Raw genomic sequence first — 24,578 nt, 5'->3', positions numbered from 1 at the left:
AACGGGACAGCAAAGACGCCGTGGCACACAGGGATTGGTAACATGGCAGAAAGCCAGACAAGCGACAGCCGCAAGCTTTTGGTCAGCCTGCGCGAGACCCTTGCGGCAGCGTCCGAGGGGCAGGAGAGGCTTGACCGCATTACGTCTCTGATTGCGGAAAGCTTGGGGGTCGAGGTGTGCTCGATCTATCTGTTCCGGGATGCTGAAACGCTGGAACTCTGTGCGACTGAAGGCCTGAAAGCCGAAGCTGTACACCAGACCCGCCTGCGCGTGGGCGAGGGGCTTGTGGGGCGCGTGGCGCGCTCGGGCCGGGTGGTGAACACCGAAGACGCCCCGTCGGCGCGCGGGTTCCGGTACATGCCGGAAACGGGGGAAGAGATTTACTCGAGCTTCCTTGGCGTACCCATTCAGCGTCTCGGCGAAAAGCTGGGCGTGCTGGTCATCCAGTCGAAGGACGCGCGCGTCTTCTCAGCAGACGAGATCTATGGCATCGAAGTGGTCGCCATGGTGCTGGCCGAAATGACCGAGCTGGGCGCCTTCGTCGGTGAAGGCGAGGCGATGGGCGCACTGCACCAGCGGCCAGTCACCTTCAAGGGCAGCATCGGGCAGGAAGGCGCGGCCGAGGGCCATGTCTGGCTGCATGAACCCCGTGTGGTGGTGACCAACCCGGTGGCGGATGATCCGGATGTGGAACTGAAGCGCCTGAATGACGCGGTCGACATGCTGCGCGTCTCTGTCGATGAGATGCTGGAAAACGCCCAGACCACCGACAAGGAACAGATGCAGGTTCTGGAAGCCTATCGGATGTTCGCCAATTCCAAGGGCTGGATGCGGCGCATGGCCGAAGATATCTCGCGCGGTCTGTCCGCCGAAGCCGCGGTTGAAAAGGAACAATCCGCCGCGCGTGCCCGAATGAGCCAGGTGCCGGACCCTTACCTGCGCGAACGTCTGCATGATCTGGATGACCTGTCCAACCGCCTGCTGCGCATCCTGACCGGACAGGGCAAGGATACCGGCGCCGAAATGCCGGAAAATCCGATTCTGATCGCCACAAATATCGGGCCGGGCGAGCTTCTGGAATATGGGCGCGGCCTGAAGGGGATCGTGCTGGAAGAAGGCTCGGTCGCCAGCCACGCCGCAATCGTGGCGCGCGCCTTCGCGATCCCGCTGATCATTCAGGCAGGCCACATCGCGACCGAGGCGCTGAACGGCGACCACATCCTTGTGGATGGGGAAAACGGTGTGGTCCACCTGCGCCCCGAAGACACGATTATCTCGGCTTTCCGCGACAAGATGGCGATGGAGGCCACGAAGCAGGAACGCTATCAAAGCCTGCGCGACAAGCCTGCGATGGGTCTGTGCGGAACCGAAGTGAAGCTGCACATGAATGCGGGCCTGATGGCCGATCTGCCCTCGCTGGAAAGCTCGGGTGCGTATGGCGTGGGCCTGTTCCGCACCGAGTTACAATTCCTGACCGTAGACCGTGTGCCGCGCCGGGGCGATCTGGCGGCGACCTATGCCCGCGTGTTGGATGCCGCGAAAGGAAAGCGGGTGACCTTCCGCACGCTCGACATCGGGTCGGATAAAGTGCTGCCCTATATGAACCCGCTGGACGAACCGAATCCCGCTTTAGGCTGGCGTGCGATCCGCGTTGGGCTGGACAAGCCGGGGGTCATGCGGATGCAGCTTCAGGCGCTGATCCGTGCCGCCGCTGGGCGCCGCCTGACCGTCATGTTCCCCTTCATCGCGCAGTTGGACGAATTCCGCGATGCCCGCGAAATGCTGCTGGCCGAGATCGAGCGCGAACGGGCTCTGGGACATATCCTGCCCGAGAAGGTCGAAATCGGCGCCATGCTGGAAACGCCCTCGATGGTCTTTGCCCCGCAGCAGTTCTTCGAGATGGCCGATTTCATCTCGATCGGCGGCAACGATCTGAAGCAGTTTTTCTATGCGGCGGACCGCGAAAACGAACGGGTGCGACGACGCTATGATACGCTGAACGTGTCTTTCCTGAACCTGATTGAAGAGATCGTGACCCGGTGCGACGCGGCGCGTACGCCGCTCAGTTTCTGTGGTGAAGACGCTGGTCGCCCGCTGGAAGCGGTGTGCTTTGCAGCGCTTGGCATGCGGCATCTGTCTATGCGGCCGGCCTCGATCGGTCCGGTCAAAAGCCTGATAAGACGCACGAACTTGGATGACCTGCGCGAACTTATCGACGCGGCACGCCTGTCGGGTGAGCAATCGGTCCGTCCAACGGTAAAGGCGTGGCTGGCGGAAAACGCGGTGTAAGAAACAATCCGTTTCGCCCCGCGTCACGCCCGGTTAGGAAAATCTTCAGACAATTAGAACAATCGTAGAACAGCGACGCGGGCGCTTCGATCCCCCATGACCGGGCCAGTCGAACCGCACGTACCTTGGAAGATCACACTGCGGCTCGGCCTGCGGCGCATTGCCTGGACCGCCCGCGAAAGGAGAGACCCATGCTGTTTCGTGTACTCGTCACTGGAGTGTTCACCGGTTCCATCGCCGCCGTCACGGCGTTTTCGCAGGGGCTTGGGCCGCTTGCTGCCTTCGCGGCCTACGCCGTTTTCGCCGGATTTGCCGTCATTGGAATGGGCGTCCTGACCATCACAGCCCCCAAGCTGCCTGCCCCCTCGCGTCAATGGCAGTTGGATCAATCACGCGATGCACGCGCCCCGCGGATCTGGCACCCGCTGTCATACAATCGACAGTCCCCCTACTGGCAACAGCGGCTAGAACGCATGGCGCGGCAAACCATCGGCACGCAGGCCCGACCCACGACATTTTGTGTATTCACATCGGTGCGTCGAAACCAACCCACCTTTCGCTAAGGTACTTCCAGCATCGCGCTAGGCGTCGTCAAACCTACGAACAACACCCGCCACACCACGCCACGACCCACAGTCCTGATCATAGGCGAGAACCCGGTCAGGGTTGGTGGGCGGCGGCATAACCACCCCTTCTAACCGGGTGAATCCGAACCGCTGGTAATAGGGCGCATCCCCCACCAGCATCACACGATTCCAACCCAGTTCGGCCGCCCGTCCAAGGCTTTGACGGATTAGATGGCCACCCAGCCCCTCGCCCTGACGGGTGGGGTGCACAGCCACCGGCCCCAGCAACAGCGCTTTGTGCTTTTGCGCTCCGACAATGGCGATGGGCCAATAGCGGATCGCCCCAGCCAGAACGCCGTCTGCGTCACGGGCCACCATGGACAGCTCTGGAATAGGCGGCACATTATCGCGCAGACGATAGGATGACAGCGCCTCGCGCCCAGGCGCAAAGCACAGGTCATAGAGGGCTTCGACCTCCCACCAATCTTCCTGCGTTTCCTGAGACAGATGATACAGCTGCCTGCCCTCGTGTTGCCTTTGGCTTCTCTTTAGGTTCCTGCTATCACGGCAAGGCCATGAAACGGAAGGGATAAGCCAGTGTTCTACAAACCCGAAAACGGACATGGGCTGCCGCATAACCCGTTCAACGCCCTGATTGTCCCGCGCCCAATTGCCTGGATCACCACGCGCGATGCGGATGGGCGCGACAACCTTGCCCCTTATTCGTTCTTCAACGGCGTCGCCTATGACCCGCCACAGGTGATGTTTGCGACGACCTCGGGTAAGGCGGACCGGGAAATGGGCAAGGATTCGCTGGACAACATCCACCAGACCGGCGTGTTTTGCGTGCACATGGTGTCAGAAGAGCTGACCGATGCGATGAACATCAGCGCTGCCAGTTTCGGGCGCGAGATCAACGAGATCGACGAGGCCGGATTGGAGCGGGTCGCGTGCGAAACCATCGACGCCGTCCGCCTGCCCGCCGCCCCTGCCGCACTTGAATGCAAACTGACGCAGATCACGCAATTACCGGGCGAGGCGAATTACGTCTGCTTCGGCGAGGTGACCGGGATCCATATGCGGGATGACTGTATCGTCGACGGGATCTTCGACATCACCCGTGCGCGGCCCTTGGCGCGGTTGGGCTATCGCGATTATTCCGTCGTGCGCGACAGTTTCACCCTGAAACGCCCCGGCGAATAACGTCGGACATGAAAAAGGCGCCCAAAGGCGCCTTTTTGTCAGTGTCCACCAAGGATGCCGGTTTTGACCGAATAGTCCACGGCGACCTCGTAATCGGGGTCGTCATCGCTGTCGACCATCAGATGACCCGCCTTGGTCAGCAGGTCGTGGCAATCACGGCTGAGATGGCGCAGCTGCACCTTCTTGCCCAGCGCTTCGTATTTGGCGGCCACAGCCTCGATCGCTTGCAAGGCCGATTGGTCAACGACGCGCGAGCGGGCGAATTCGATCACCACCAGATCGGGGTCGTTTTTCACGTCGAAGAGTTCAATGAACCCGTCTGACGAGCCGAAGAACAGCGGGCCTTCCACGTCATAAACCTTGGCGCCGTCCTCTTCTCGGGTGACAGCGTGGATGCGCGCGGCGGCGTTCCAAGCATAGGCCAGAGCGGACACGATCACGCCCACCACAACAGCAACAGCAAGGTCTTCCGCCACGGTGACAGCGGTTACCAGCAGGATCACGAAGGCGTCCGTGCGCGGTACGCGGCGCAGGATCTTCAGCGAGTTCCACGCAAAGGTACCAATCACCACCATGAACATCACGCCGACCAAGGCCGCCAGCGGGATCATCTCGATCCAGCTGGAAGCGACAACGATGAACAGCAGCAGGAACAGCGCGGCGGCGATGCCGGCGATGCGGGTACGACCGCCCGAGCGCACGTTGATCATCGACTGACCGATCATCGCACAGCCCCCCATGCCGCCGAAGAAGCCGGTGATCACGTTGGACGTCCCCTGCGCGATGCACTCCTGCGACGCGCCGCCACGCTGGCCGGTCATTTCGCCCACTAGGTTCAGGGTCAGCAAGCTTTCAATCAAGCCAATGGCGGCGAGGATCACGGCGTAAGGCAAGATGATCCAGAGCGTTTCCAGCGTGAATGGGGCCAGCGCGGTGCCATACAGCCCTTCACCCGTGCCAAACGGGTTGTGGAAGCTGGGGAGGCCACCCTTGATCGAGGCCATGTCCCCAACGGTCGGCACGTCGATGCCAAAGGCAATAACAAGCCCGGCGACAACGCCAATCCCAGCCAGAGGTGCCGGGATGAACGAGGTCAGTTTCGGCAGCCCCCAAATGATCAACATGGTCAGGCCCACAAGCCCCAGCATCATATAAAGTGACATACCAGACAGCCAGGCATCGGGATTGCCCGGTTCCTTGAACTGGGTCATCTGCGCCAAGAAAATAACGATCGCAAGACCGTTCACAAAGCCCAACATCACCGGGTGCGGCACAAGGCGGATGAACTTACCCCAATGCATCACGCCCGCGAAAATCTGCAAAATCCCCATCAAAACAACGGTTGCGAACAGGTACTCAACACCGTGTTCGGCGACCAGAGCGACCATCACAACGGCCAGCGCGCCGGTTGCGCCCGAGATCATGCCGGGACGCCCGCCGATCACGGCGGTGATCAGGCCAACCATGAAGGCCGCATACAGGCCCACCAGCGGGTGCACGCCCGCGACGAAGGCAAACGCCACGGCCTCGGGCACGAGGGCCAGGGCCACGGTCAGGCCCGACAACAGCTCGGTTTTGATCCGCGACGGCGTCAGCTCATCGTTCGGCGACAAGCGCAGATCAGGGCGTTCGATACGATTGGCAAAGCTTGCCAGAAGGGCTCGGGCCACGGGGTCACCTCTTATGGGGAATTGTTCGCGATGGGGCTGTCTAACGGCTTCGGGCCTGTCGGGCAATGCCTCAGATGACTTGCTGCCCTGCAACTATTGCATGGCGTGGCGGCAACGCGCGCGATAGGCTGCGGCCAAAGCAGAACAGGAGGCAGGCATGGACACGCATATTGGGATCATCGGTGGGTCGGGCATCTATCAGATGGACGGGCTGGAAGACGCGCGTTGGGTGGATGTGGACAGCCCGTGGGGCGCACCGTCGGACCAGATCCTGACGGGCCGTTTGAACGGCGTTGCCATGTCCTTTCTGCCGCGTCACGGACGGGGGCATGTGCATTCCCCGTCGGATGTGCCGTACCGTGCGAATATCGATGCGCTGAAACGGCTGGGCGTCACGGATGTGATCAGCGTTTCCGCTTGTGGGTCGTTTCGCGAGGAAATGGCGCCGGGTGATTTTGTCATTGTAGATCAATTCATTGACCGAACTTTCGCGCGATCGAAAAGCTTCTTTGGTTCGGGCTGCGTGGCCCATGTGGGGTTTGCCCATCCAACCTGCCCGCGCCTGTCTTCGGCCTGCGTAGACGCCGCCCGCGCGGCGGGCGTCACGGTGCATGAGGGCGGCACCTATCTGGCGATGGAAGGGCCGCAGTTTTCCACGCTCGCCGAAAGCCGGATGTATCGCGACCAATGGGGGGCGCATGTGATTGGCATGACCAACATGCCCGAAGCCAAGCTCGCCCGCGAGGCCGAGCTCTGCTACGCCTCGGTCGCGATGGTGACGGATTACGACTGCTGGCACCCGGACCATGACGAGGTCGACGTGGCACAGGTGATTGCGACGCTGACCGGCAATGGCGACAAAGCGAAACGGATGGTGGCAGGACTGCCCGCGCGTCTCGGCGTGGATCGTGCCCCCTGCACCCATGGCTGCGACCGCGCGCTGAACATGGCGATCATGACCGCCCCCGGAAAACGTGATCCCGCGCTTCTGGCCAAGCTGGACGCGATTGCGGGTCGGGTGTTGTGAACCGTCTGAACGGCGTCGACATCGCGCGATACCTTGCGTTTGTCGGAATGGTTCTGGTGAACTTCCGTCTGGCATCTGAAGTCAGCGGAGGCTCGGATATCGGGTCGCTGATCACCGACAACTTGGAGGGCCGCGCCGCAGCTCTGTTCGTTGTGTTGGCAGGTGTCGGGGCCAGTCTGGGCCGTGTGCCGTGGCACCTGACCCTACGCCGCGCGCTCTTCCTGTTCGTCGTCGGCATGCTGAACATGCTGATCTTCGACGCGGACATCCTGCATTTCTATGCGCTCTACTTCATTGTCGCGATGGTCTTCATGCGCCGGTCAAACAACAGCCTTCTTTTGGGCGTCGCTGTGTTCATCCTCGTCGGGTTCGTGGCGCAGCTGATGCTGGATTTCGACCGCGGCTGGAGTTGGGCCACGCTTTCCTATCACGACGTCTGGACGATCGAGGGCTTCCTGCGTCACTCGCTGTTCAACGGCTGGCATCCGGTCTTTCCGTGGGCGGCGTTCCTGCTGTGGGGCATGTGGCTTGGGCGTCTGAAACTTAGCCGTTGGACGGTCCAAATCGGCATGGTGCTGGGCGGCGCGTTGGTGGCGGTCGCGGCCCATCAAGCCAGCGCGGTCCTGATCCGCGAGCCCGAGATTGGTGCCCTGATGAGCACCGAACCGGTCCCGGCGGGGCCGCTCTATATGCTGGCGAGCGGGGCCACAGCGGTGGCGGTTCTGGGCACGGTGTTGCTGATCACGCCGCTTTTGTTGGCTTTGCCCATCTTCCGACGCCTGTGCGACGCAATGATCGTCGCCGGGCGCCAGACCCTGACGCACTATGTCGCGCATATCCTGATCGGTATAGGCACGCTCGAGGCAATGGGGCGGCTCGACGGATCGCTACAGCCGATGCAGATTTTCTGGATCTCGATCGCCTATTGCGCATTTGCCGCGTTGTTCAGTTGGCTGTGGTCGCATAAGTTCAAACGCGGGCCGATTGAGGCCATCATGCGACTGATCACCGAGGGAAAAACATGAAATCCGTCAAAGACTATATCCGCACCATCGTGGACTTCCCGCATGAAGGGATTCTGTTTCGCGATGTGACCACTCTGTTCGCCGATCCGCGCGGGTTTCGCATGGCGGTGGACCAGATGCTGCACCCTTATGCCGGGATGCAGATCGACAAGGTCGTTGGGCTTGAGGCGCGTGGTTTCATTCTGGGCGGCGCGATTGCGCACCAGTTGACGCTGGGGTTCGTGCCGATCCGCAAAAAGGGCAAACTGCCCGGTGCCACGCTGTCGGAAGCCTATACGCTGGAATATGGCGAGGCTGTGATGGAGATCCATGACGACGCCATCCAGCCGGGCGAAAAGGTGCTGCTGGTCGATGACCTGCTGGCCACCGGCGGCACAGCAGAGGCCGGGATCAAACTGATCGAACGTCTGGGTGGCGAGATCGTGGGCTGTTCCTTCATCGTCGACCTTCCGGAACTGGGCGGGCGCAAGAAGCTGGAAGAGCTTGGCATGGGCGTCGATGTTTTGTGCGAATTCGAAGGCTTGTGAACCCTCGCTTAACCATTCGCCCCTAATGCTGTTCCTGCCCGGTCGGAGCCCGGGCGCTGCTTGAGCACGTGACTATAGTGCAACGCCCCGCTTACCCGGCGGGGCGTTTTCTTTTTTTCTGGTGGCTCACGTCGTGAGCCTGTTGGGGGCGTTGCCCCCGCGCCTTTGGCGCTCCCCCAAGGTATTTCGCGCAAGAGGAAGGAGAGAGGTTTCAATTGAGTGGGAAGAATACGCCGGGATTCATGATCCCGTTTGGATCGAGCGTCTGTTTGATCGCACGCATCGCGGCAAGGCGTGTGGGATCTGCATAGCGGGCAAGCTCGTCGGTTTTCAGGCGGCCCACGCCGTGCTCGGCGCTAAACGATCCGCCGTGATCCGCCACAAGGTCATAGACGGCGCGACGAATGGCATCGCGCTGGGGAATATACGTGGATTTGTCTTCGCCCGCGGGCGGGAAAACGTTGTAGTGCAAGTTTCCGTCACCCAGATGCCCGAAAGCATTCACGCGGAACGGGCCGAGGGCCGCGAGGGCGTCGTATGCGCGCGTCAGGAAGGCCGGGATTTCCGACAAAGGCAGGGAAATGTCATGCGAGTTAATGGCCCCTACTGCTTTGTTCGCCAAGGGAATTTCCTCGCGCAGCTTCCAAAGGGCAGCGCGTTGGGATTGGGATTGTGCAATGACGCCATCGAACACCAAGCCTGCTTCTTGCGCGGCCTCAAAGAGCGTGAGCAGCGCGGCCTCTGGGTCATCGGACGGGCCAAGGCCCAGATCGATCAACACTGACCACGCGGGCGGTTTAGCAAAGGGTTGCGGTCCGCCCAGACCAGTTTCGGTCAGGAACTCCAACCCAGTGCCCTTGATCAACTCGAATGCGCTGATCCCCTGCCCCAGTTGGGATTGCACCAACGCCAGAAGCTCCAAAGCGGCGGATGGGTCCTGCACACAGAGAAGCGCGATTCCGGAACGCGCCGGGCGCGGGAACAGGCGCAGACTGGCGGCGGTGATCACGCCCAACGTGCCCTCGGCTCCGCACAGAAGCGCGCGCAGATCATAGCCTGTGTTGTCCTTGCGCAGCCGCTTCAGTCCGTGATGGATGGTGCCATCGGGCAGCACGGCCTCGATCCCCAGACACAGCTCGCGCGCGGTGCCATAGCGCAGTACATTCACGCCCCCCGCATTGGTCGACAGGCATCCCCCGATGCGGCACGAGCCTTCCGACGCCAGCGACAGCGGGAACAAACGATCCACGTTTTCCGCAGCGGATTGAACATCTGCCAAGATGGCCCCTGCCTCGGCGACCAGCACGTTCTCGGCCGGGTGAACAGCGCGGATGCGGGTCATGCGTTCAAGGCTCAGGATCACCGGGCGGGCGTCTTGCATCACCTGCCCACCGACCAGCCCGGTACCGCCGCCATAGGGCACGACGGGGACGCGGGCGTCGTTGCAGATGCGCAGGATGGTGGACACTTCGTCCACCGAGCCGGGGGCCAAAAGCAATCCGCCCACACCTTGGAACATCCCGCGTGGTTCTTCCAAATAGGCCGGGGTAAGGGGGCGGAAGGCTGCGTCCGGCAGGGCCGCACGCAATTGCGTTTCGATGGCTGCATCGACAGATCTCACGTCACGCCCCCTTTTGTGGTTCACAGACAGATCACCAAGCGCGGCTTAGCCCACATGCGTGCGCCCGCGCCGGTCCGATCTGAGGTTGGCATAGAGCACATGATTGCGCCAGCGCCCGTTGATCTGAAGATAGCTTTGCGCCACGCCTTCGTATTTATAGCCGACCTTTTCCAGAACCCCGCGCGAGGCGGCGTTTTCTGGCAGGCACCCGGCCTCAAGACGCGACAGGTCCAACTCGTTGAAGGCGTAATGCACCAATGCCTCGAGCCCTTCGCGCATATAGCCCTGCCGCGCAAAGCGTTCGCCGATCCAATATCCGGTCGTGCCGGCTTGCGAAGGACCGCGGCGGATGTTGTCCAGCGTCAGCGCCCCCAGCAGCGCATCGTCCTGACGTCGAAACATAAAAAGTGGAAGCGCGGTGCCGCTTGTGACCGAACGATTGGCCCAATAAACGCGATTTGTGAAACTTTTCCGGGTCAGGTGATCGGCCGCCCATGTAGGTTCCCAAGGTGTCAAGAAGTCCCGGCTGGCAACCCGAAGGGCGGCCCATGAGCGATAGTCGCCATGCATGGGCGGGCGCAGGGTCATCCGTTCGGTTTCGATCCGAACTTTCTTGGGCCGCGCGAACATCAGGCAGCGCGCCTTTCCATCAGAGCCTCCAGCGTCTCGGCCTTGTCTGCCGGGCCATAGACCGCCATCGCCATAGCGCTGTTCGTCAAAGACGCCCCGAAATCGCGCAGGTCTTGCAGGGTGACGGCCTCGATCTTGTCGACCGTATCGGCCAGCGTTGGCACGTAACCCCAGATCCCGACCAGGCGCGCCATACGCTCGGCGCGGGCGGACGGGCTTTCCAATCCCATCAAAAGGCCAGCCTTCATTTGGGTCCGCGCGCGTTCAAGCTCGCGATCCGACATGTCACTGGCGGCGCGTTTCATCTCGTCAATGCAGAGGCCCGACAGAGCAGCGATGTCGTCGCCCGAGGTACCCGCATAGACGGTCATCATGCCGGTATCGTCATAGGACCCGACCTGCGAGAAAATCGAATAGCACAGCCCGCGTTTCTCGCGCACTTCTTGGAAGAGGCGCGAGGACATGCCGCCACCAAGGGCAGAGCTAAAGAGCTGTGCGGCATAAAACCCGTCATCGCGATACGAGGGCGCTTCCAAGCCCAGCGTGAAATGCACCTGTTCCAGCGTGTTGTTGACCTCGACCCGCGCGCCAGAGGTCCAGCGCGCCACGTCTGGCACCAGCACAGGGCGTGGGGCCAGCGCACCGAACGCGGCTTCGGCAAGGCGCAGGATTTCGTCGTGGTTTACAGCTCCGGCAGCCGACAGGATCAGTTGTTCCGGGCCGTAGTGCTGACCGACAAAGCCCGACAGGTCGTCGCGTCCAAAAGATTTCACCCGCTCGGACGGGCCAAGGATGGTGCGACCGATGGGCTGATCCGGGAAGGCGGCTTCCTGCAGCCAGTCAAAGACCACATCATCGGGCGTATCCAGCGCCTGACCGATTTCCTGCAGGATCACACCGCGTTCGGTCTCGATCTCGCCCGTGTCAAAAACCGGGTTCAGCACGATGTCCGAAATCACGTCGAGCCCAAGCGCCACGTCGTCTTTCAACACACGCACGTAGTATGCTGTCACTTCGCGCGAGGTATAGGCGTTGATATAGCCACCCACGTCCTCGATCGCCTCGGCAATCTCAAGCGCGTTGCGCTTTTCGGTGCCCTTGAACGCCATATGCTCAAGGAAATGCGCGATGCCGTTCTGGGCCTGCGTTTCGTGACGGCCACCCGCCATGACCCACACGCCGAGTGAGGCGCTTTCCAGCCCCGGCATGTGCTCGGTCACGACGCGTACGCCGTTGGACAGGCGATCCAAGCGCACCGTCATGCAGGGGTGGCCTTTCCGGTGCGTTCCATGATCAGCGACTTCAGCGCGTCCAGATCGTTGGCCACGCGGGTCACACGCTCGTCGCGGTCAAACAGGTCAGCCATGCGCGGCGGCAGCGGCGCGTCTTCTCCGCAAGCGTCTTTCACAGCGGCGGGGAATTTGGCGGGATGGGCGGTGGCCAGCGTGATCATCGGGCTGTCGCCCAGATGCTCTTCGGCCACTTTCACACCAACAGCCGAGTGCGGGCAGAGCACTTCGCCGGTGGTGGCAAAGCTGGTCTTGATTTGCGCCATGGTCTCGTCTTCGGACGCACGGCCCGAGGTAAACTGTTCACGCAGGTATTCCATCGCACCTTGGCTGATCGAAAATCCGCCGTCTTTCAGATCGTCCATCTGACCCGCCACGGCTGATCCGTCACGCCCATAAGCGTCAAACAGCGCGCGTTCAAAATTCGAGGACACCTGAATGTCCATCGACGGGCTGATCGAGGGCGTGACACCCGCCTTGGTGTAGGCGCCGGTTTCCATCGTGCGGTGCAGAATGTCGTTCTGGTTCGTCGCGATCACCAGCTGGTCAATCGGCAGGCCCATCTTCTTGGCGATATAGCCCGCGAAGATGTCGCCGAAGTTGCCGGTTGGCACGGTGAAGCTGACCTTGCGATGCGGCGCACCCAGCGACACGGCGGACGAGAAGTAGTATACCACCTGCGCCAGCACACGCGCCCAGTTGATCGAGTTCACACCCGCCAGCTTCACGCCATCGCGGAACTCGAAATCGTTGAACATGTCTTTCAGGCGCGCCTGACAATCATCAAAGTCGCCATCCACAGCCAGCGCGTGGACGTTGCTTTCCGACGGCGTGGTCATCTGGCGGCGCTGTACGTCCGACACGCGACCGTGCGGGAACAGGATAAACACGTCGACCGCGTCCAGCCCCTTGAAGGCTTCGATGGCGGCCGACCCGGTGTCGCCGGAGGTCGCACCCACGATGGTCACCTTTTCACCGCGACGGCTGAGGGCCACTTGGAACAGTTGGCCAATCAGCTGCATCGCGAAATCTTTGAAGGCGAGCGTCGGGCCGTGGAAAAGCTCCAACAGGAAGTGGTTCGGACCAAGCTGCACCAACGGTGCACGGGCGTCGTGGCCGAAGCCAGCATAGGCCTTGGCGATGATCTCTTTGAACTCTTCATCGGTGAAGGTGTCGCCCACGAAAGGACGCATCACGCGGAACGCGATCTCTTCATAGGACAGGCCCGCCAGTGCGGCGATCTCATCGGTCGACATGGTCGGCACGGTTTCCGGCACATAGAGGCCGCCGTCACGGGCAAGGCCGGTTAGCATGGCGTCTTCAAAGCTGAGAACAGGTGCGTCGCCGCGGGTCGAGATATAGCGCATCGAAAGTGAGTCCTTCAGGTGTTTCGGCGTTTCTTACGCCAAAGCAAGGTAAGTGTCATCATCGACCATGTCAGGGCCAGCAAAAACCATGTGCCTGCGTATTCAAGGTGTCGGTTGGGAACCCCGTCCGAGGTAACGGGAAGTGGAAGCACGCGCGGCTCAGCCGGGGTCATCTGTCGGGTGATAACAAAGACCGGTTGGGTACCTAGTACTTCGGCCATTTGGTCAATGTCACGGGCAAACCACGTATTACCTTCTACGTCATTATCAGGGGTCGAGCTGCGGCGGTCATCTGGCCAGTGCAGGTTGCCTTCGATGCTGACCTGGCCTTCGGGGGCTGGCGGCATCTTGTCCGCTACGCGAATAAAACCCCGGTCGATTAGGATTGCACCTTTATCGGTCTGCAAAGGTGAGATCAGGCGATACCCCGCCCCGTCCTGTTTAGTGGATACCAGCACGCGCAGGGTGCCTTCTCCAAACTGCCCCGAGACCACGACGGGCAGATAGGTATCACGCGCCTTGTCGGGCACTTCCGGCAGGGATACCGGAGCCGCAGCGATGCGTGCGTCGATCTCGGCCAGCACGCCTTCTTTCCAGTGCAAACGCTGCACCTGCCATGTGCCCAGCCCCAGAAACAGAGACAGCACGGCAATAGACAGGATGATGGCGATGGCTTGGCGCATGATACAGATCCGAAAAAGAAAGGCGCGAGGGTTTCCCCTCGCGCCCCTGATTAGGACTAATCGCAGGTCAGGTTCAACCGCCCCAAACGTAAACAGCGGCGAACAGGAACAGCCATACAACGTCAACGAAGTGCCAGTACCAAGCTGCGGCCTCGAAGCCAACGTGGCTTTCCGGGGTAAAGTGACCCTTCATCGCACGCAGCAGGCAGATGAACAGGAAGATGGTGCCGACGATCACGTGGAAGCCGTGGAAGCCGGTAGCCATAAAGAAGTTGGCGCCATAGATGTTGCCCGAGAAGTCAAAGGCAGCATGGCTATATTCGTAGGCCTGGAAAAAGGTGAAGATCACGCCCAGGATCACGGCCAGTGTCAGACCCCAAACCAGATCTTTCCGGTTGTTTTCATGCGCGATGGCGTGGTGCGCCCAAGTTACGGCACAGCCCGACAGAAGCAGGATCAGCGTGTTGATCAGCGGCAGGTGCCAGGGATCAAAGGTCTCGATCCCAACCGGCGGCCAAACACCATCAATCTTGGGCGAGCCCTCGGTCATCGGGTACATGGCGTGCTTGAAGAAGCTCCAGAACCACGCAACGAAGAACATCACTTCGGACATGATGAACAGGATCACGCCATAGCGCAGGCCGATTTTCACGACCGAGGTGTGGTCGCCGGTTTCGCCTTCATGCACAACGTCCGACCACCAAGCGAACATGACGTACAACACGCCAGCCAGACCGATGAAGAACAGCCAAGGGTTGCCTTCAGCCATCCATTTGACGGCGCCAAACAGCATAACGAAGCCTGCCACGGCACCCAGGAACGGGTTCACCGAGGGCGGCAGAATGTGAAAATCGTGGTTCTTTGCGTGTGCCATAAGCGTCTAGTCCCTGTTCTTCTGGCGTCAGTTTTGCACAACCGTCTGAGGTGCGTCTAGCGAAGCGACCTCTTCCGGCAATTCGGTTTCGTGGAACGTGTAGGACAACGTGATCGCGTTCACGTATTTGCCTTCATCGTCCTCGATCAATTCGGGGTCCACGTAGAAGGTGACCGGCATGGTCACGCGTTCTCCGGGTTGCAGCACCTGCTGTTCAAAGCAGAAGCAGTCAATCTTGGTGAAGAAGCCACCCGCGGCGAAAGGTGCCACGTTGTAGCTGGCGGTGCCGGCGACGGGGCGGTCGGTCGGGTTGTAGGCTTCATAAAACGCCAGACCGGTCTCGCCCAAACGGATCTCCATCTCGCGCTGGACGGGCTTGAACTCCCACGGCATGCCGCGCTCTTTTGAGGCGTCGAAGCGGACCAGCACGGTGCGGTCCAGCACAACGTCGGATGCGGTTTCAGCCACACCTGTGACACCGCCAAAGCCGGTCACGCGGCAGAACCAGTCATAGAACGGAACCGAGGCCCAGCTGAGCGATCCCATCAGAAGGACCACGCCAACGGCCTTTGCCGCGGTTTTCTGAGGCTTCGTCAAGCTCATTGGCTGGCCTCCGACGCGGCTTCCGGTTGATACAGCTCTCCGACTTTTGCCACGGTCAGGCCGTAGACAAGGGCAACAAAGCCAACCAGAACAAGGCCCAACCCGATATTGCGGGAAAAGCGGCGCTTGTGCATTTCGTGTTCTGCCTTGATCGCCATTAGCCCCAGCCCCCCAGACCAAACGGTTTCAACGAGGCTTCGACCAGAAGCGCACCATAGTGCAGGAACAGATAGGCCAGCGACAGCTTGAACAGGCCACGTTCGGCCTTATGGCTGTCAGCTTCGCTGTCCGCGTCGGTGCGGCGGAACACGTCCCATGCACCTTTGATGAACATGGCGTTCAGGAGCAGCGCGATCACCATATAGGTGGGACCACCGACCGAGGTCAGGCCCAGCGCGATGGCAACAGCAGCCAAGGCAAATGTGTAGCCAAGGATATGGTTGCGGGTCGCTTTGCGGCCGTGGGTCACGGTCAGCATCGGCACACCGGCGTTTGCATAATCACCCTTGGTGAAGAGGGCCAGCGCCCAGAAGTGCGGCGGCGTCCATGCGAAGGTCAAAGCGAACATCAGAACGCTTTCGATCGAGATCCCACCCGTGGCCACAGCCCAGCCGATCATCGGAGGGAACGCGCCCGCCGCGCCACCGATCACGATGTTCTGCGGGGTCCAGCGTTTCAGCCACATCGTGTAGATCACGACATAGAAGAAGATGGTGAAGGCCAGCAGGGCTGCGGCCATCAGGTTGGCAGCCAATCCCAGCATCACAACGGCCATGACCGACAGGGTAATGCCGATGGCGAACGCCTCGCCTTCCTCGACCTTGCCCGAGGGGATCGGACGGGTCAGAGTACGCTTCATTTTGCGGTCGATATCAGCATCCCACCACATGTTCAGGGCACCCGAGGCGCCTCCGCCCACGGCGATGAACAGGATCGAGGCCAGACCAACGATGGGGTTCACACCAACCGGCGCGACCAGCAGCCCCACAAGGGCTGTGAACACCACCAGCGACATAACGCGCGGCTTCAACAGCGCGAAATAATCGCCAAACCCGGCCTCGCCGGTTTCGGTCTTGGTGGTTTGGATGCTGGCGTCAGTCATGATGTTTTGGCGCTCTGGCTAGAGTCTTTTTGGTAAGAAACCGCCCCCGGGAAGGGCGGCTTGTGGGAAGGGGTTTCCCCCTTCCGTCTGATCAGTTTGCCGATGCAACCTGAATGGCAGGTGCGGTGGTCGCGTCGCCTGCATATTCTTCGATCGCGCCTTTCAGCCAAGCTTCGTACTCGGCTTCGGTCACGGCTTTCACAGTGATCGGCATGTAAGCGTGGTCTTTGCCACACAGCTCCGAACACTGGCCGAAGTAGATGCCTTCCTTGCCGGGCTCAACTTCGAACCACAGTTCGGCCAGACGACCGGGAACAGCGTCCTGCTTTACACCAAAGGCCGGGATGGTCCACGAGTGGATTACGTCGGCAGCAGTCACCTGCATCACAACTTTCTTGCCGGTGGGCACGACAACAGCGGTATCGGTGGCCAGCAGATAGTCGCTCTGCTCGTATCCGTGGTCTTCCAGGGCCGATTTATCCAGAAGGAAGCTGTCGAAGCCGAACTCGTGCTCGGGATATTCGTAACCCCAGTACCACTGGTACCCGGTGACCTTGATCACGACGTCACCTTTGGGGATGACCTGCTGCTGGAACAGAACCGGCAGCGAGAACGCACCGATGAAGACCAGGATCACAACCGGGATCAGGGTCCATGCAATTTCAATCGGGGTGTTGTGCGAGAAGGTCGCCGGTTCAGGGTTGGCGCGGCGGTTGTGGCGCACGATCACCCACAGAAGCAGCGCGGTCACGAACAGCGAGATGGCGATGATGATCACGTTGATCAGACCGTCCAGCCACTGCGCATTTTCAGCGATGTTGGTTGCTGCAGGTTGGAACCCGATTGCACCGTCGACCGGCTTACCCAGCACTTCGAGGTTTTCCTGAGCCGAGGCGATACCCGCCGTCATCATAGCCGTTGCAGTGGCGAAAAGGCTGCTGAAACGCATCATATTCGTCTTTCTCTTCCCTGTGCGGCGCGGCCCGACACCGGTGATTTCCGGTTCAAGCTGCTGCGCGCTCATGCCTCTCCCGCACATGGGGCGCGGGAATCCCTTGTTTCTCATTGGTGTGAAACCATATTAGTAAGCTGGGAACAAGGAAAAACCTTCGCAAGTTAACGAACAACGTCGCGTTTAGCGCAAACTAAAGGCCCCCCATGACCGACACCACCGCATTTCGCCCGTTCGAGACCCTGATTGGACAGGATGAGGCCCAAAAGATTCTGGCGCAGACCACACAAGGCGCCGATGACGGCGAGTTGTTTCTGGAACGGATGCGGTCCGAGGCCTTGGTCTTTGACGACGGCCGCCTGCGCAACGCCAGCTATGACGCCTCCGAGGGCTTTGGCCTGCGCGCCGTGAACGGCGAAACCACCGGCTACGCCCACTCGACCGAGATCAGCGAGGCGGCGCTGAAACGTGCGGCCTCGACCGTGGCGCTGGCCGTGGGCGATGGTGGCGGCACATGGGCCGATGCCCCTTCCCGCACCAACCGCAAGCTCTATACAGATGCCGACCCGATGGCAGATGCGGGCTTTGGCCTGAAGGTCGAGACGCTGCGCGAGATCGACGCCTTCACCCGCGACCTTGATTCGCGCGTTGTGCAGGTCTCGGCCACCATCGCGGCATCTCTGCAAGAGGTGCATATCCTGCGCCCGGACGGTCAGTTGGTGTCGGACACGCGTCCGATGACACGGCTGAACGTGTCTGTGATAGTTGAAGAAGACGGGCGACGCGAAAGCGGTTCGGCAGGCGGCGGCGGACGTGCCGGACTGACCGGGTTGATGGACCCGAAACACTGGCAAAGCACCGCGCGCGAGGCATTGCGGATTGCATTGGTGAACCTCGACGCGGTGCCTGCGCCTGCGGGTGTGATGGACGTGGTTCTGGGCAACGGTTGGCCCGGCATTCTGCTGCACGAGGCGGTGGGCCACGGGTTGGAGGGTGACTTCAACCGCAAGGGCACCTCGGCCTTCTCGGGCCTTGTGGGGCAACAGGTTGCGGCAAAAGGCGTAACCGTCGTGGATGATGGCACCCTGCCCGACCGCCGCGGCTCGATCAGCGTGGATGACGAAGGCACGCCCTCGGGCCGGACCACCCTGATCGAAGACGGCGTGCTGGTCGGCTATATGCAAGACCGCCAAAACGCCCGCCTGATGGGTGTGCCCGCCACTGGAAACGGACGCCGCCAAAGCTACGCCCACGCGCCCATGCCCCGCATGACCAACACCATCATGGAAGGCGGCACCGCCACGCCAGAAGAAGTGTTGGGCGAGCTGAAAGACGGCATCTATGCCGTCGGGTTTGGCGGCGGTCAGGTGGACATTACCAACGGCAAATTCGTCTTCTCCTGCACCGAAGCTTATCGCGTCGAAGGCGGCAAGGTCGGCGCGCCGGTGAAAGGCGCCACCCTGATCGGAGACGGCCCGCAAGCGATGAAACAAATCCGCGCGATCGGGAATGATATGGCGCTGGATCCCGGCGTCGGCACCTGCGGCAAGGCGGGGCAGTCAGTTCCGGTTGGCGTGGGACAGCCATCGTTGCTGATTGGTGGGCTGACGGTCGGGGGCTCGGCAGCTTAGCGGGCCTTTTCCCAGTCCAAACGCGGGTGGACACCTTACTCTCAGGCGATTCACCCGCCGTTAACCAATTTCCCTGCATGCTGATCCGGCAAAAGACGGAATCACGTATGACCAAGGACCTTTTCCAACCTCTTCACCCCATTCCCTCACCCAGGACAGAGGATGAGGCCGTCTTGTGGATCCGTCTTTTGCGTTCGCGTCGCGTCGGCGTATCAACCTTTTTCAGGCTTCTGGGCGAACATGGCTCGGCCGAGGCCGCGCTGGACGCCCTGCCCGAGGTCGCGAAGGCGGCGGGTGTGAAGGATTATGCCTCCTGCCCCGAAGATGTGGCCCAAGACGAATACCGTCGGGCGCAGATGGCCGGGGCCAAGATGATCTGCTGGGGCACTGACGCCTACCCAGCGCTTCTGTCCGAAATCTCGGACCCGCCCCCGTTTTTCTGGGCGATGGGCGACACAACCCTGTTGCACAGCCCCATTATCGCGCTGATCGGCGCGCGCAACGCGTCCTCGATCGGGACGCGCATGGCCCGCAAACTCGCCAATGAGTTGGGCGAGGCAGGGTTCACCGTCATTTCGGGCCTCGCGCGCGGGATCGATACGGTCGCCCACGAAGCCGCGTTGAAATCCGGCAAGACCATCGCCGTGATGGCCGGCGGCGTGGATGTCATCTATCCAAAAGAAAACACCGATCTGGCCGAGGATATCGCGCGCGACGGGCTGCGCATCTCGGAAATGCCGCCGGGTGTCACCCCACAAGCGCGACACTTCCCACGCCGCAACAGGTTGATCTCTGGACTGGCCCGCGCCGTAGTGGTCGTCGAGGCCGCGGCGAAATCCGGATCGCTTCTGACCGCCCGCAACGCGTTGGATCAGGGGCGCGACGTGTTGGCCGTTCCGGGACATCCTTTTGATGCCCGTGCCTATGGGTGCAACATGCTGATCCGGGACGGCGCGGCGCTGGTGCGCAACGCGGCAGATGTGATCGAGGCAATAGGTCCGGCACAATCACCGGCGTCGACTGACGCGAAATCACACGTAAATGACGCTTCTGCTGCCACATCCAAGGCCGGAACCCGCGATAAAAGGACATTGGCAGAAACCGCCAAACTACACGGCCAGATCCTGTCCAGACTGGGATCTTGCCCCTTGGCCGAGGATCAGCTGATCCGCGATATCGGTCAATCACATGGTCTGGGCTCGCAACAGATTCTACCGGAATTGGTGAATCTCGAGCTTGATGGACGCATCACGCGCCAAGCTGGGGGGCTTCTTTCGAAGCCCTCATAAGCCCATTTGGAAGATTGGTAATATCTTTTTACCAATTTAGCGCTAAACCTTACCCAATCGTTACAAAAACTATTGCGCTGCAATGCGGCACGCCCTACGACTCCTGCAATTCCACGAACGGGACAAGGGGACCACTGATGCGCGACTTTCAGAAAATCCTGATCGCCAACCGCGGCGAGATTGCAATCCGCGTGATGCGGGCGGCGAACGAGATGGGCAAAAAGACCGTTGCGGTCTATGCCGAAGAGGACAAGCTGGGCCTGCACCGCTTCAAAGCGGACGAGGCGTACCGGATCGGCGAAGGCATGGGCCCGGTGGCCGCCTACCTGTCGATTGACGAGATCATCCGGGTGGCCAAGGAAAGTGGCGCTGACGCGATCCACCCGGGCTATGGCCTTTTGTCGGAAAACCCCGACTTCGTGGACGCCTGTGCGGCCAACGGCATCACCTTCATCGGCCCCAAAGCCGAAACCATGCGCGCACTGGGCGACAAGGCCTCGGCCCGTAAGGTTGCGATTGCAGCCGGTGTTCCGGTCATCCCGGCCACCGAAGTGCTTAGCGATGACATGGAGGCTATCAAGTCGGAAGCGGCCGAGATCGGCTATCCCCTAATGTTGAAAGCCAGCTGGGGCGGCGGCGGACGCGGCATGCGCCCGATCTTTGGCCCGGATGAGGTTGAAGAAAAAGTTCTGGAAGGCCGCCGCGAAGCGGAAGCTGCGTTCGGCAACGGCGAGGGCTATCTGGAAAAGATGATCACCCGCGCCCGTCACGTCGAGGTGCAGATCCTCGGCGACAGCCACGGCAACATCTATCACCTCTATGAGCGCGACTGCTCGGTCCAGCGCCGCAACCAAAAAGTGGTCGAACGTGCACCTGCGCCGTACCTGTCGGAAGCCCAGCGGGAAGAGCTGTGCGAGCTTGGCCGCAAGATCTGTAACCACGTGAACTATGAATGCGCGGGCACGGTCGAATTCCTGATGGATATGGAATCGGGCAAGTTCTACTTCATCGAAGTGAACCCCCGCGTTCAGGTCGAGCACACCGTGACCGAGGAAGTCACCGGCATCGACATCGTGCAGGCGCAGATCCTGATCGCCGAAGGCAAGTCGCTGGCCGAGGCCACCGGCAAAGCCAGCCAGTATGACATCCGTCTGAACGGCCACGCGCTGCAAACCCGTGTGACCACGGAAGATCCGCAGAACAACTTCATCCCGGATTACGGCCGGATCACCGCCTATCGCTCGGCCACTGGCATGGGCATCCGTCTGGATGGCGGCACGGCCTATGCGGGCGGTGTCATCACGCGCTACTACGATTCGCTGCTGACCAAAGTGACGGCCTGGGCACAGACGCCCGAAAAGGCGATCGCCCGTATGGACCGCGCGCTGCGCGAGTTCCGTGTGCGCGGCGTGTCGACGAACATCGCGTTTGTCGAGAACCTGCTGAAGCACCCGACCTTCCTGAACAACCAGTACACCACCAAGTTCATCGACGAGACGCCGGAGCTGTTCAAGTTCTCGAAACGTCGTGACCGCGGCACCAAGGTTCTGACCTATATCGCGGACATCACCGTGAACGGGCACCCGGAAACGGCTGATCGCCCGGCCCCGCCCGCCGATCTGAAAGCGCCGAAGCCCCCTGCTCTGCGCGCGGATCCGGCTGCTGGCACCCGCACCCTGCTTGAGGCCGAAGGTCCGCAGGCCGTCGCCGATTGGATGAAGGCGCAGAGACAGCTTCTGATCACAGACACCACGATGCGTGACGGACACCAGTCGCTTCTGGCAACCCGCATGCGCTCGATCGATATGATCAAGGTGGCCCCCGCATACGCCGCAAACCTGCCGCAGTTGTTCAGTGTCGAATGCTGGGGCGGCGCGACCTTCGACGTGGCCTATCGCTTCTTGCAGGAATGCCCGTGGCAGCGCCTGCGCGACCTGCGCAACGCGATGCCGAACGTGATGACGCAAATGCTGCTGCGCGCCTCGAACGGGGTGGGCTACACCAACTACCCGGACAACGTCGTGCAAGAATTTGTGCGTCAGGCAGCGGTGTCCGGTGTCGACGTGTTCCGCGTGTTCGACTCGCTCAACTGGGTCGAAAACATGCGCGTTGCGATGGATGCCGTGGTCGAAGCCGGCAAGGTCTGCGAAGGCACGGTCTGCTATACCGGCGACATCCTGAACCCGGATCGCTCGAAATATGACCTGAAGTACTATGTCGGCATGGCGAAAGAGCTAGAGGCCGCAGGCGCCCATGTTCTGGGCCTGAAAGACATGGCTGGCCTTTTGAAACCCGCCGCAGCCCGCGTGCTGGTGAAAGCGCTGAAGGAAGAAGTCGGCCTGCCGATCCACTTCCACACGCATGACACCTCGGGCATTGCAGGTGCGACCATCCTGTCCGCTGCCGATGCGGGCGTCGATGCCGTGGACGTGGCGATGGACGCGTTCTCGGGCGGCACATCGCAGGCCTGTCTGGGCTCGGTGGTTGAGGCCCTGCGCAACACCGACCGCAATACCGGGCTGGACATTGGCGCGATCCGTGAGATCTCGAACTATTGGGAAGGCGTACGCCACCAATATGCCGCTTTCGAAAGCGGGTTGGAGGCACCGGCATCCGAGGTTTACCTGCACGAGATGCCCGGCGGCCAGTTCACCAACCTGAAGGCGCAAGCGCGCTCGCTTGGTCTGGAAGAGAAATGGCCGGACGTGGCGCAAAGCTATGCGGATGTGAACCAGATGTTTGGCGACATCGTGAAGGTGACCCCGTCGTCGAAAGTTGTCGGCGACATGGCCCTGATGATGGTCAGCCAGGGCCTGACCCGCGACGAGGTCGAGGATCCCAAGACTGACGTGGCCTTCCCGGATTCGGTGGTCGACATGATGCGCGGCAATCTGGGCCAACCGCCCGGTGGCTTCCCAGACAGCATCATCAAGAAGGTTCTGAAGGACGAGAAGCCGAACCTTGAGCGTCCCGGCAAACATCTGGAGCCCGTAGACCTGGAAGCCACGCGTGCCAAACTGTCGAAGGAGCTGGAAGGCTTTAAAGTCGATGACGAGGATCTGAACGGCTACCTGATGTATCCCAAGGTCTTCTTGGACTACATGGGCCGCCACCGCCAATACGGCCCGGTCCGCACTCTGCCGACCAAGACCTTCTTCTACGGCATGGAGCCGGGGGAAGAGATCTCGGCCGAGATCGATCCGGGCAAGACGCTGGAAATCCGTCTGCAAGCCATGGGCGAGACCGACGAGAACGGCGAAGTGAAGGTGTTCTTTGAATTGAACGGCCAGCCGCGCACCATCCGCGTGCCGAACCGCTTGGTCAAATCGTCGACCCAAGCCCGTCCGAAGGCCGAGGATGGCAACCACAACCACGTGGGCGCCCCGATGCCGGGCGTGGTGGCCTCGGTTGCTGTGGCCGCAGGGCAGCAGGTACATGAAGGCGATCTGCTTCTGACCATCGAAGCGATGAAGATGGAAACGGGCATCCACGCCGAACGCGACGCGGTGGTCACCGCCCTGCACGTTCAAGCAGGTGGTCAGATCGACGCGAAGGACCTGTTGGTCGAGCTGGAGTAACAGATACGACCAAGAAATCGAAAACGGCCGCCAATTTGGCGGCCGTTTTTCATTTTCGCGACAAATGTCTAAGCGCTGGCTTAGAACGCGCTCTCGCGGCTTTGTCGCGCCTTGATCTGACAATGAGTGTGATGATGATGCGCGTCGCGGTGGTTTTCATCATGACATTTCGGACAAAGAGCGACCGGCGTCAGCACGCGCCCTCCGCCACCCAATCGGGCCATGAACTCATCACCACAGACCTCAAGGCTTTCTCCACGGGCTGCGAGTTCTTCGGACGTCACGCCGCAGCATTCACACTGTTTCAAGGACAACGCCTCACGGCGTTCTCGCTCTGTCACCACCTTTTGATAGTTGCAAGCTTCTAGTTTCAAAACACACCCCCCCAGGATGATTCTGAGCCCCACACTCCTTCTACTTTCCAATATAGGTAATAATCGTGCGATTTTCAGGTCAATTCTTTGTGTCTTCTATACCCGCCCCTCAAACATCCCACTTCGCGGCAAAAAAAACTGAAATATCGCGCTTTTCCTCTTGCAGCCCGCGCCCGTATTTCTTATTTCACGCCTCACCGAAGGAAGCGGGCGTAGCTCAGGGGTAGAGCATAACCTTGCCAAGGTTAGGGTCGGGCGTTCGAATCGCCTCGCCCGCT

At 61.0% G+C, this 24,578-nt stretch carries 22 protein-coding genes and 1 tRNA gene; 10 read left to right on the top strand and 13 right to left on the bottom strand.

All coding sequences use genetic code 11. The annotated features are described in order from the left end of the window. Positions 1–42: 42 nt before the first annotated feature. Positions 43–2,289: a phosphoenolpyruvate--protein phosphotransferase gene (gene ptsP / locus Q0677_RS14020; protein WP_298911060.1), complete on the top strand. Its 2,247-nt coding sequence runs from the start codon at positions 43–45 to the stop codon at positions 2,287–2,289. Between the two features lie 191 nt (positions 2,290–2,480). After that, positions 2,481–2,852, top strand: coding sequence for a hypothetical protein (locus Q0677_RS14015; protein ID WP_298911057.1), 372 nt, complete (start codon positions 2,481–2,483; stop codon positions 2,850–2,852). Positions 2,853–2,870: 18 nt separating this feature from the next. On the opposite strand, the gene Q0677_RS14010 is transcribed toward Q0677_RS14015, so the two are convergent. Then, positions 2,871–3,371, bottom strand: a complete 501-nt coding sequence (locus Q0677_RS14010; RefSeq protein ID WP_298911308.1) for a GNAT family N-acetyltransferase — start codon at positions 3,369–3,371, stop codon at positions 2,871–2,873. 81 nt (positions 3,372–3,452) lie between these two features. On the opposite strand from Q0677_RS14010, the gene Q0677_RS14005 reads away from it, so the two are divergent. Beyond that, positions 3,453–4,058, top strand: a complete 606-nt coding sequence (locus tag Q0677_RS14005) for a flavin reductase family protein (protein WP_298911054.1) — start codon at positions 3,453–3,455, stop codon at positions 4,056–4,058. A 38-nt stretch (positions 4,059–4,096) separates the two neighbouring features. On the opposite strand, the gene Q0677_RS14000 is transcribed toward Q0677_RS14005, so the two are convergent. After that, entirely contained in the window at positions 4,097–5,728 is a 1,632-nt protein-coding gene (locus tag Q0677_RS14000; RefSeq protein ID WP_298911052.1) for a SulP family inorganic anion transporter, read from the bottom strand. A 157-nt stretch (positions 5,729–5,885) separates the two neighbouring features. On the opposite strand from Q0677_RS14000, the gene Q0677_RS13995 reads away from it, so the two are divergent. The 3 genes from Q0677_RS13995 to Q0677_RS13985 are packed head-to-tail and all read left to right on the top strand — an operon-like array spanning position 5,886 to position 8,307. Continuing rightward, complete coding sequence (locus Q0677_RS13995; protein WP_298911049.1) at positions 5,886–6,755, top strand: S-methyl-5'-thioadenosine phosphorylase; 870 nt, start codon at positions 5,886–5,888, stop codon at positions 6,753–6,755. Beyond that, positions 6,752–7,780: a heparan-alpha-glucosaminide N-acetyltransferase domain-containing protein gene (locus Q0677_RS13990; protein WP_298911046.1), complete on the top strand. Its 1,029-nt coding sequence runs from the start codon at positions 6,752–6,754 to the stop codon at positions 7,778–7,780. Before Q0677_RS13995 ends, Q0677_RS13990 begins: the two co-directional genes overlap by 4 nt. Continuing rightward, the gene (locus tag Q0677_RS13985; RefSeq protein ID WP_133487404.1) at positions 7,777–8,307 is read left to right on the top strand and encodes an adenine phosphoribosyltransferase; all 531 of its coding nucleotides are present in this window, start codon (positions 7,777–7,779) and stop codon (positions 8,305–8,307) included. The genes Q0677_RS13990 and Q0677_RS13985 overlap by 4 nt, the downstream gene beginning before the upstream one ends. A 211-nt stretch (positions 8,308–8,518) precedes the next feature. Here Q0677_RS13985 and Q0677_RS13980 read toward each other — a convergent pair whose 3' ends face one another. From Q0677_RS13980 to coxB, 10 genes are all read right to left on the bottom strand, one after another. Then, entirely contained in the window at positions 8,519–9,928 is a 1,410-nt protein-coding gene (locus tag Q0677_RS13980; protein ID WP_298911043.1) for an FAD-binding oxidoreductase, read from the bottom strand. A 45-nt stretch (positions 9,929–9,973) separates the two neighbouring features. Beyond that, positions 9,974–10,558: a GNAT family protein gene (locus Q0677_RS13975; protein ID WP_298911040.1), complete on the bottom strand. Its 585-nt coding sequence runs from the start codon at positions 10,556–10,558 to the stop codon at positions 9,974–9,976. Next, positions 10,558–11,820, bottom strand: a complete 1,263-nt coding sequence (locus Q0677_RS13970) for a pitrilysin family protein (RefSeq protein WP_298911037.1) — start codon at positions 11,818–11,820, stop codon at positions 10,558–10,560. Before Q0677_RS13970 ends, Q0677_RS13975 begins: the two co-directional genes overlap by 1 nt. Further along, a complete protein-coding gene (thrC, locus tag Q0677_RS13965; RefSeq protein WP_298911034.1) occupies positions 11,817–13,214 on the bottom strand; it encodes a threonine synthase in 1,398 nt (465 codons plus the stop codon). The genes Q0677_RS13970 and thrC overlap by 4 nt, the downstream gene beginning before the upstream one ends. Positions 13,215–13,228: 14 nt before the next feature. After that, the gene (locus tag Q0677_RS13960) at positions 13,229–13,897 is read right to left on the bottom strand and encodes an SURF1 family protein (protein WP_298911032.1); all 669 of its coding nucleotides are present in this window, start codon (positions 13,895–13,897) and stop codon (positions 13,229–13,231) included. Between the two features lie 73 nt (positions 13,898–13,970). Further along, positions 13,971–14,771 (bottom strand): cytochrome c oxidase subunit 3, encoded by an 801-nt coding sequence (locus Q0677_RS13955; RefSeq protein ID WP_298911029.1) that lies wholly within the window; start codon positions 14,769–14,771, stop codon positions 13,971–13,973. Between the two features lie 27 nt (positions 14,772–14,798). Continuing rightward, on the bottom strand, positions 14,799–15,374 hold the full coding sequence (locus Q0677_RS13950) for a cytochrome c oxidase assembly protein (protein ID WP_298911026.1): 576 nt from the start codon (positions 15,372–15,374) through the stop codon (positions 14,799–14,801). Further along, positions 15,371–15,532, bottom strand: a complete 162-nt coding sequence (locus Q0677_RS13945; RefSeq protein WP_203564900.1) for a hypothetical protein — start codon at positions 15,530–15,532, stop codon at positions 15,371–15,373. The genes Q0677_RS13950 and Q0677_RS13945 overlap by 4 nt, the downstream gene beginning before the upstream one ends. Then, positions 15,532–16,476, bottom strand: coding sequence for a heme o synthase (gene cyoE, locus Q0677_RS13940; RefSeq protein WP_298911012.1), 945 nt, complete (start codon positions 16,474–16,476; stop codon positions 15,532–15,534). The genes Q0677_RS13945 and cyoE overlap by 1 nt, the downstream gene beginning before the upstream one ends. 91 nt (positions 16,477–16,567) lie before the next feature. Then, positions 16,568–17,425 (bottom strand): cytochrome c oxidase subunit II, encoded by an 858-nt coding sequence (gene coxB, locus Q0677_RS13935; protein WP_240686499.1) that lies wholly within the window; start codon positions 17,423–17,425, stop codon positions 16,568–16,570. 209 nt (positions 17,426–17,634) lie between these two features. Here coxB and tldD point away from each other — a divergent pair, with 209 nt between their 5' ends. The 3 genes from tldD (at position 17,635) to Q0677_RS13920 (ending at position 23,926) form a co-directional block, all read left to right on the top strand. Further along, complete coding sequence (tldD, locus tag Q0677_RS13930) at positions 17,635–19,059, top strand: metalloprotease TldD (protein ID WP_298911003.1); 1,425 nt, start codon at positions 17,635–17,637, stop codon at positions 19,057–19,059. A 107-nt stretch (positions 19,060–19,166) separates the two neighbouring features. Then, entirely contained in the window at positions 19,167–20,348 is a 1,182-nt protein-coding gene (gene dprA, locus Q0677_RS13925) for a DNA-processing protein DprA (protein ID WP_298911001.1), read from the top strand. A gap of 137 nt (positions 20,349–20,485) precedes the next feature. Beyond that, a complete protein-coding gene (locus Q0677_RS13920; RefSeq protein ID WP_298910998.1) occupies positions 20,486–23,926 on the top strand; it encodes a pyruvate carboxylase in 3,441 nt (1,146 codons plus the stop codon). Between the two features lie 80 nt (positions 23,927–24,006). Here the strand turns inward: Q0677_RS13920 and Q0677_RS13915 are convergent, their stop codons facing one another. Next, on the bottom strand, positions 24,007–24,300 hold the full coding sequence (locus Q0677_RS13915; protein WP_298910995.1) for a hypothetical protein: 294 nt from the start codon (positions 24,298–24,300) through the stop codon (positions 24,007–24,009). 206 nt (positions 24,301–24,506) lie between these two features. Between Q0677_RS13915 and Q0677_RS13910 the strand changes: the two genes are divergently transcribed. After that, positions 24,507–24,578 (top strand) — tRNA-Gly (locus Q0677_RS13910).

This window comes from uncultured Aliiroseovarius sp. (assembly GCF_947492455.1).
Classification (GTDB): domain Bacteria; phylum Pseudomonadota; class Alphaproteobacteria; order Rhodobacterales; family Rhodobacteraceae; genus Aliiroseovarius.
Note: the sequence above shows the minus strand (reverse complement) of the source record. Positions and strands in the feature narration are given on the sequence as shown.

Bases quoted from the DNA above. Each gene is read 5' to 3' on its own strand.
- ptsP (WP_298911060.1), top strand. From the start codon at position 43: ATGGCAGAAAGCCAGACAAGCGACAGCCGCAAGCTTTTGGTCAGCCTG.
- Q0677_RS14015 (WP_298911057.1), top strand. From the start codon at position 2,481: ATGCTGTTTCGTGTACTCGTCACTGGAGTGTTCACCGGTTCCATCGCC.
- Q0677_RS13995 (WP_298911049.1), top strand. From the start codon at position 5,886: ATGGACACGCATATTGGGATCATCGGTGGGTCGGGCATCTATCAGATG.
- Q0677_RS13985 (WP_133487404.1), top strand. From the start codon at position 7,777: ATGAAATCCGTCAAAGACTATATCCGCACCATCGTGGACTTCCCGCAT.
- Q0677_RS13975 (WP_298911040.1), bottom strand. From the start codon at position 10,558: ATGTTCGCGCGGCCCAAGAAAGTTCGGATCGAAACCGAACGGATGACC.
- Q0677_RS13970 (WP_298911037.1), bottom strand. From the start codon at position 11,820: ATGACGGTGCGCTTGGATCGCCTGTCCAACGGCGTACGCGTCGTGACC.
- thrC (WP_298911034.1), bottom strand. From the start codon at position 13,214: ATGCGCTATATCTCGACCCGCGGCGACGCACCTGTTCTCAGCTTTGAA.
- Q0677_RS13960 (WP_298911032.1), bottom strand. From the start codon at position 13,897: ATGCGCCAAGCCATCGCCATCATCCTGTCTATTGCCGTGCTGTCTCTG.
- Q0677_RS13955 (WP_298911029.1), bottom strand. From the start codon at position 14,771: ATGGCACACGCAAAGAACCACGATTTTCACATTCTGCCGCCCTCGGTG.
- Q0677_RS13950 (WP_298911026.1), bottom strand. From the start codon at position 15,374: ATGAGCTTGACGAAGCCTCAGAAAACCGCGGCAAAGGCCGTTGGCGTG.
- Q0677_RS13945 (WP_203564900.1), bottom strand. From the start codon at position 15,532: ATGGCGATCAAGGCAGAACACGAAATGCACAAGCGCCGCTTTTCCCGC.
- cyoE (WP_298911012.1), bottom strand. From the start codon at position 16,476: ATGACTGACGCCAGCATCCAAACCACCAAGACCGAAACCGGCGAGGCC.
- coxB (WP_240686499.1), bottom strand. From the start codon at position 17,425: ATGCGTTTCAGCAGCCTTTTCGCCACTGCAACGGCTATGATGACGGCG.
- tldD (WP_298911003.1), top strand. From the start codon at position 17,635: ATGACCGACACCACCGCATTTCGCCCGTTCGAGACCCTGATTGGACAG.
- dprA (WP_298911001.1), top strand. From the start codon at position 19,167: ATGACCAAGGACCTTTTCCAACCTCTTCACCCCATTCCCTCACCCAGG.
- Q0677_RS13920 (WP_298910998.1), top strand. From the start codon at position 20,486: ATGCGCGACTTTCAGAAAATCCTGATCGCCAACCGCGGCGAGATTGCA.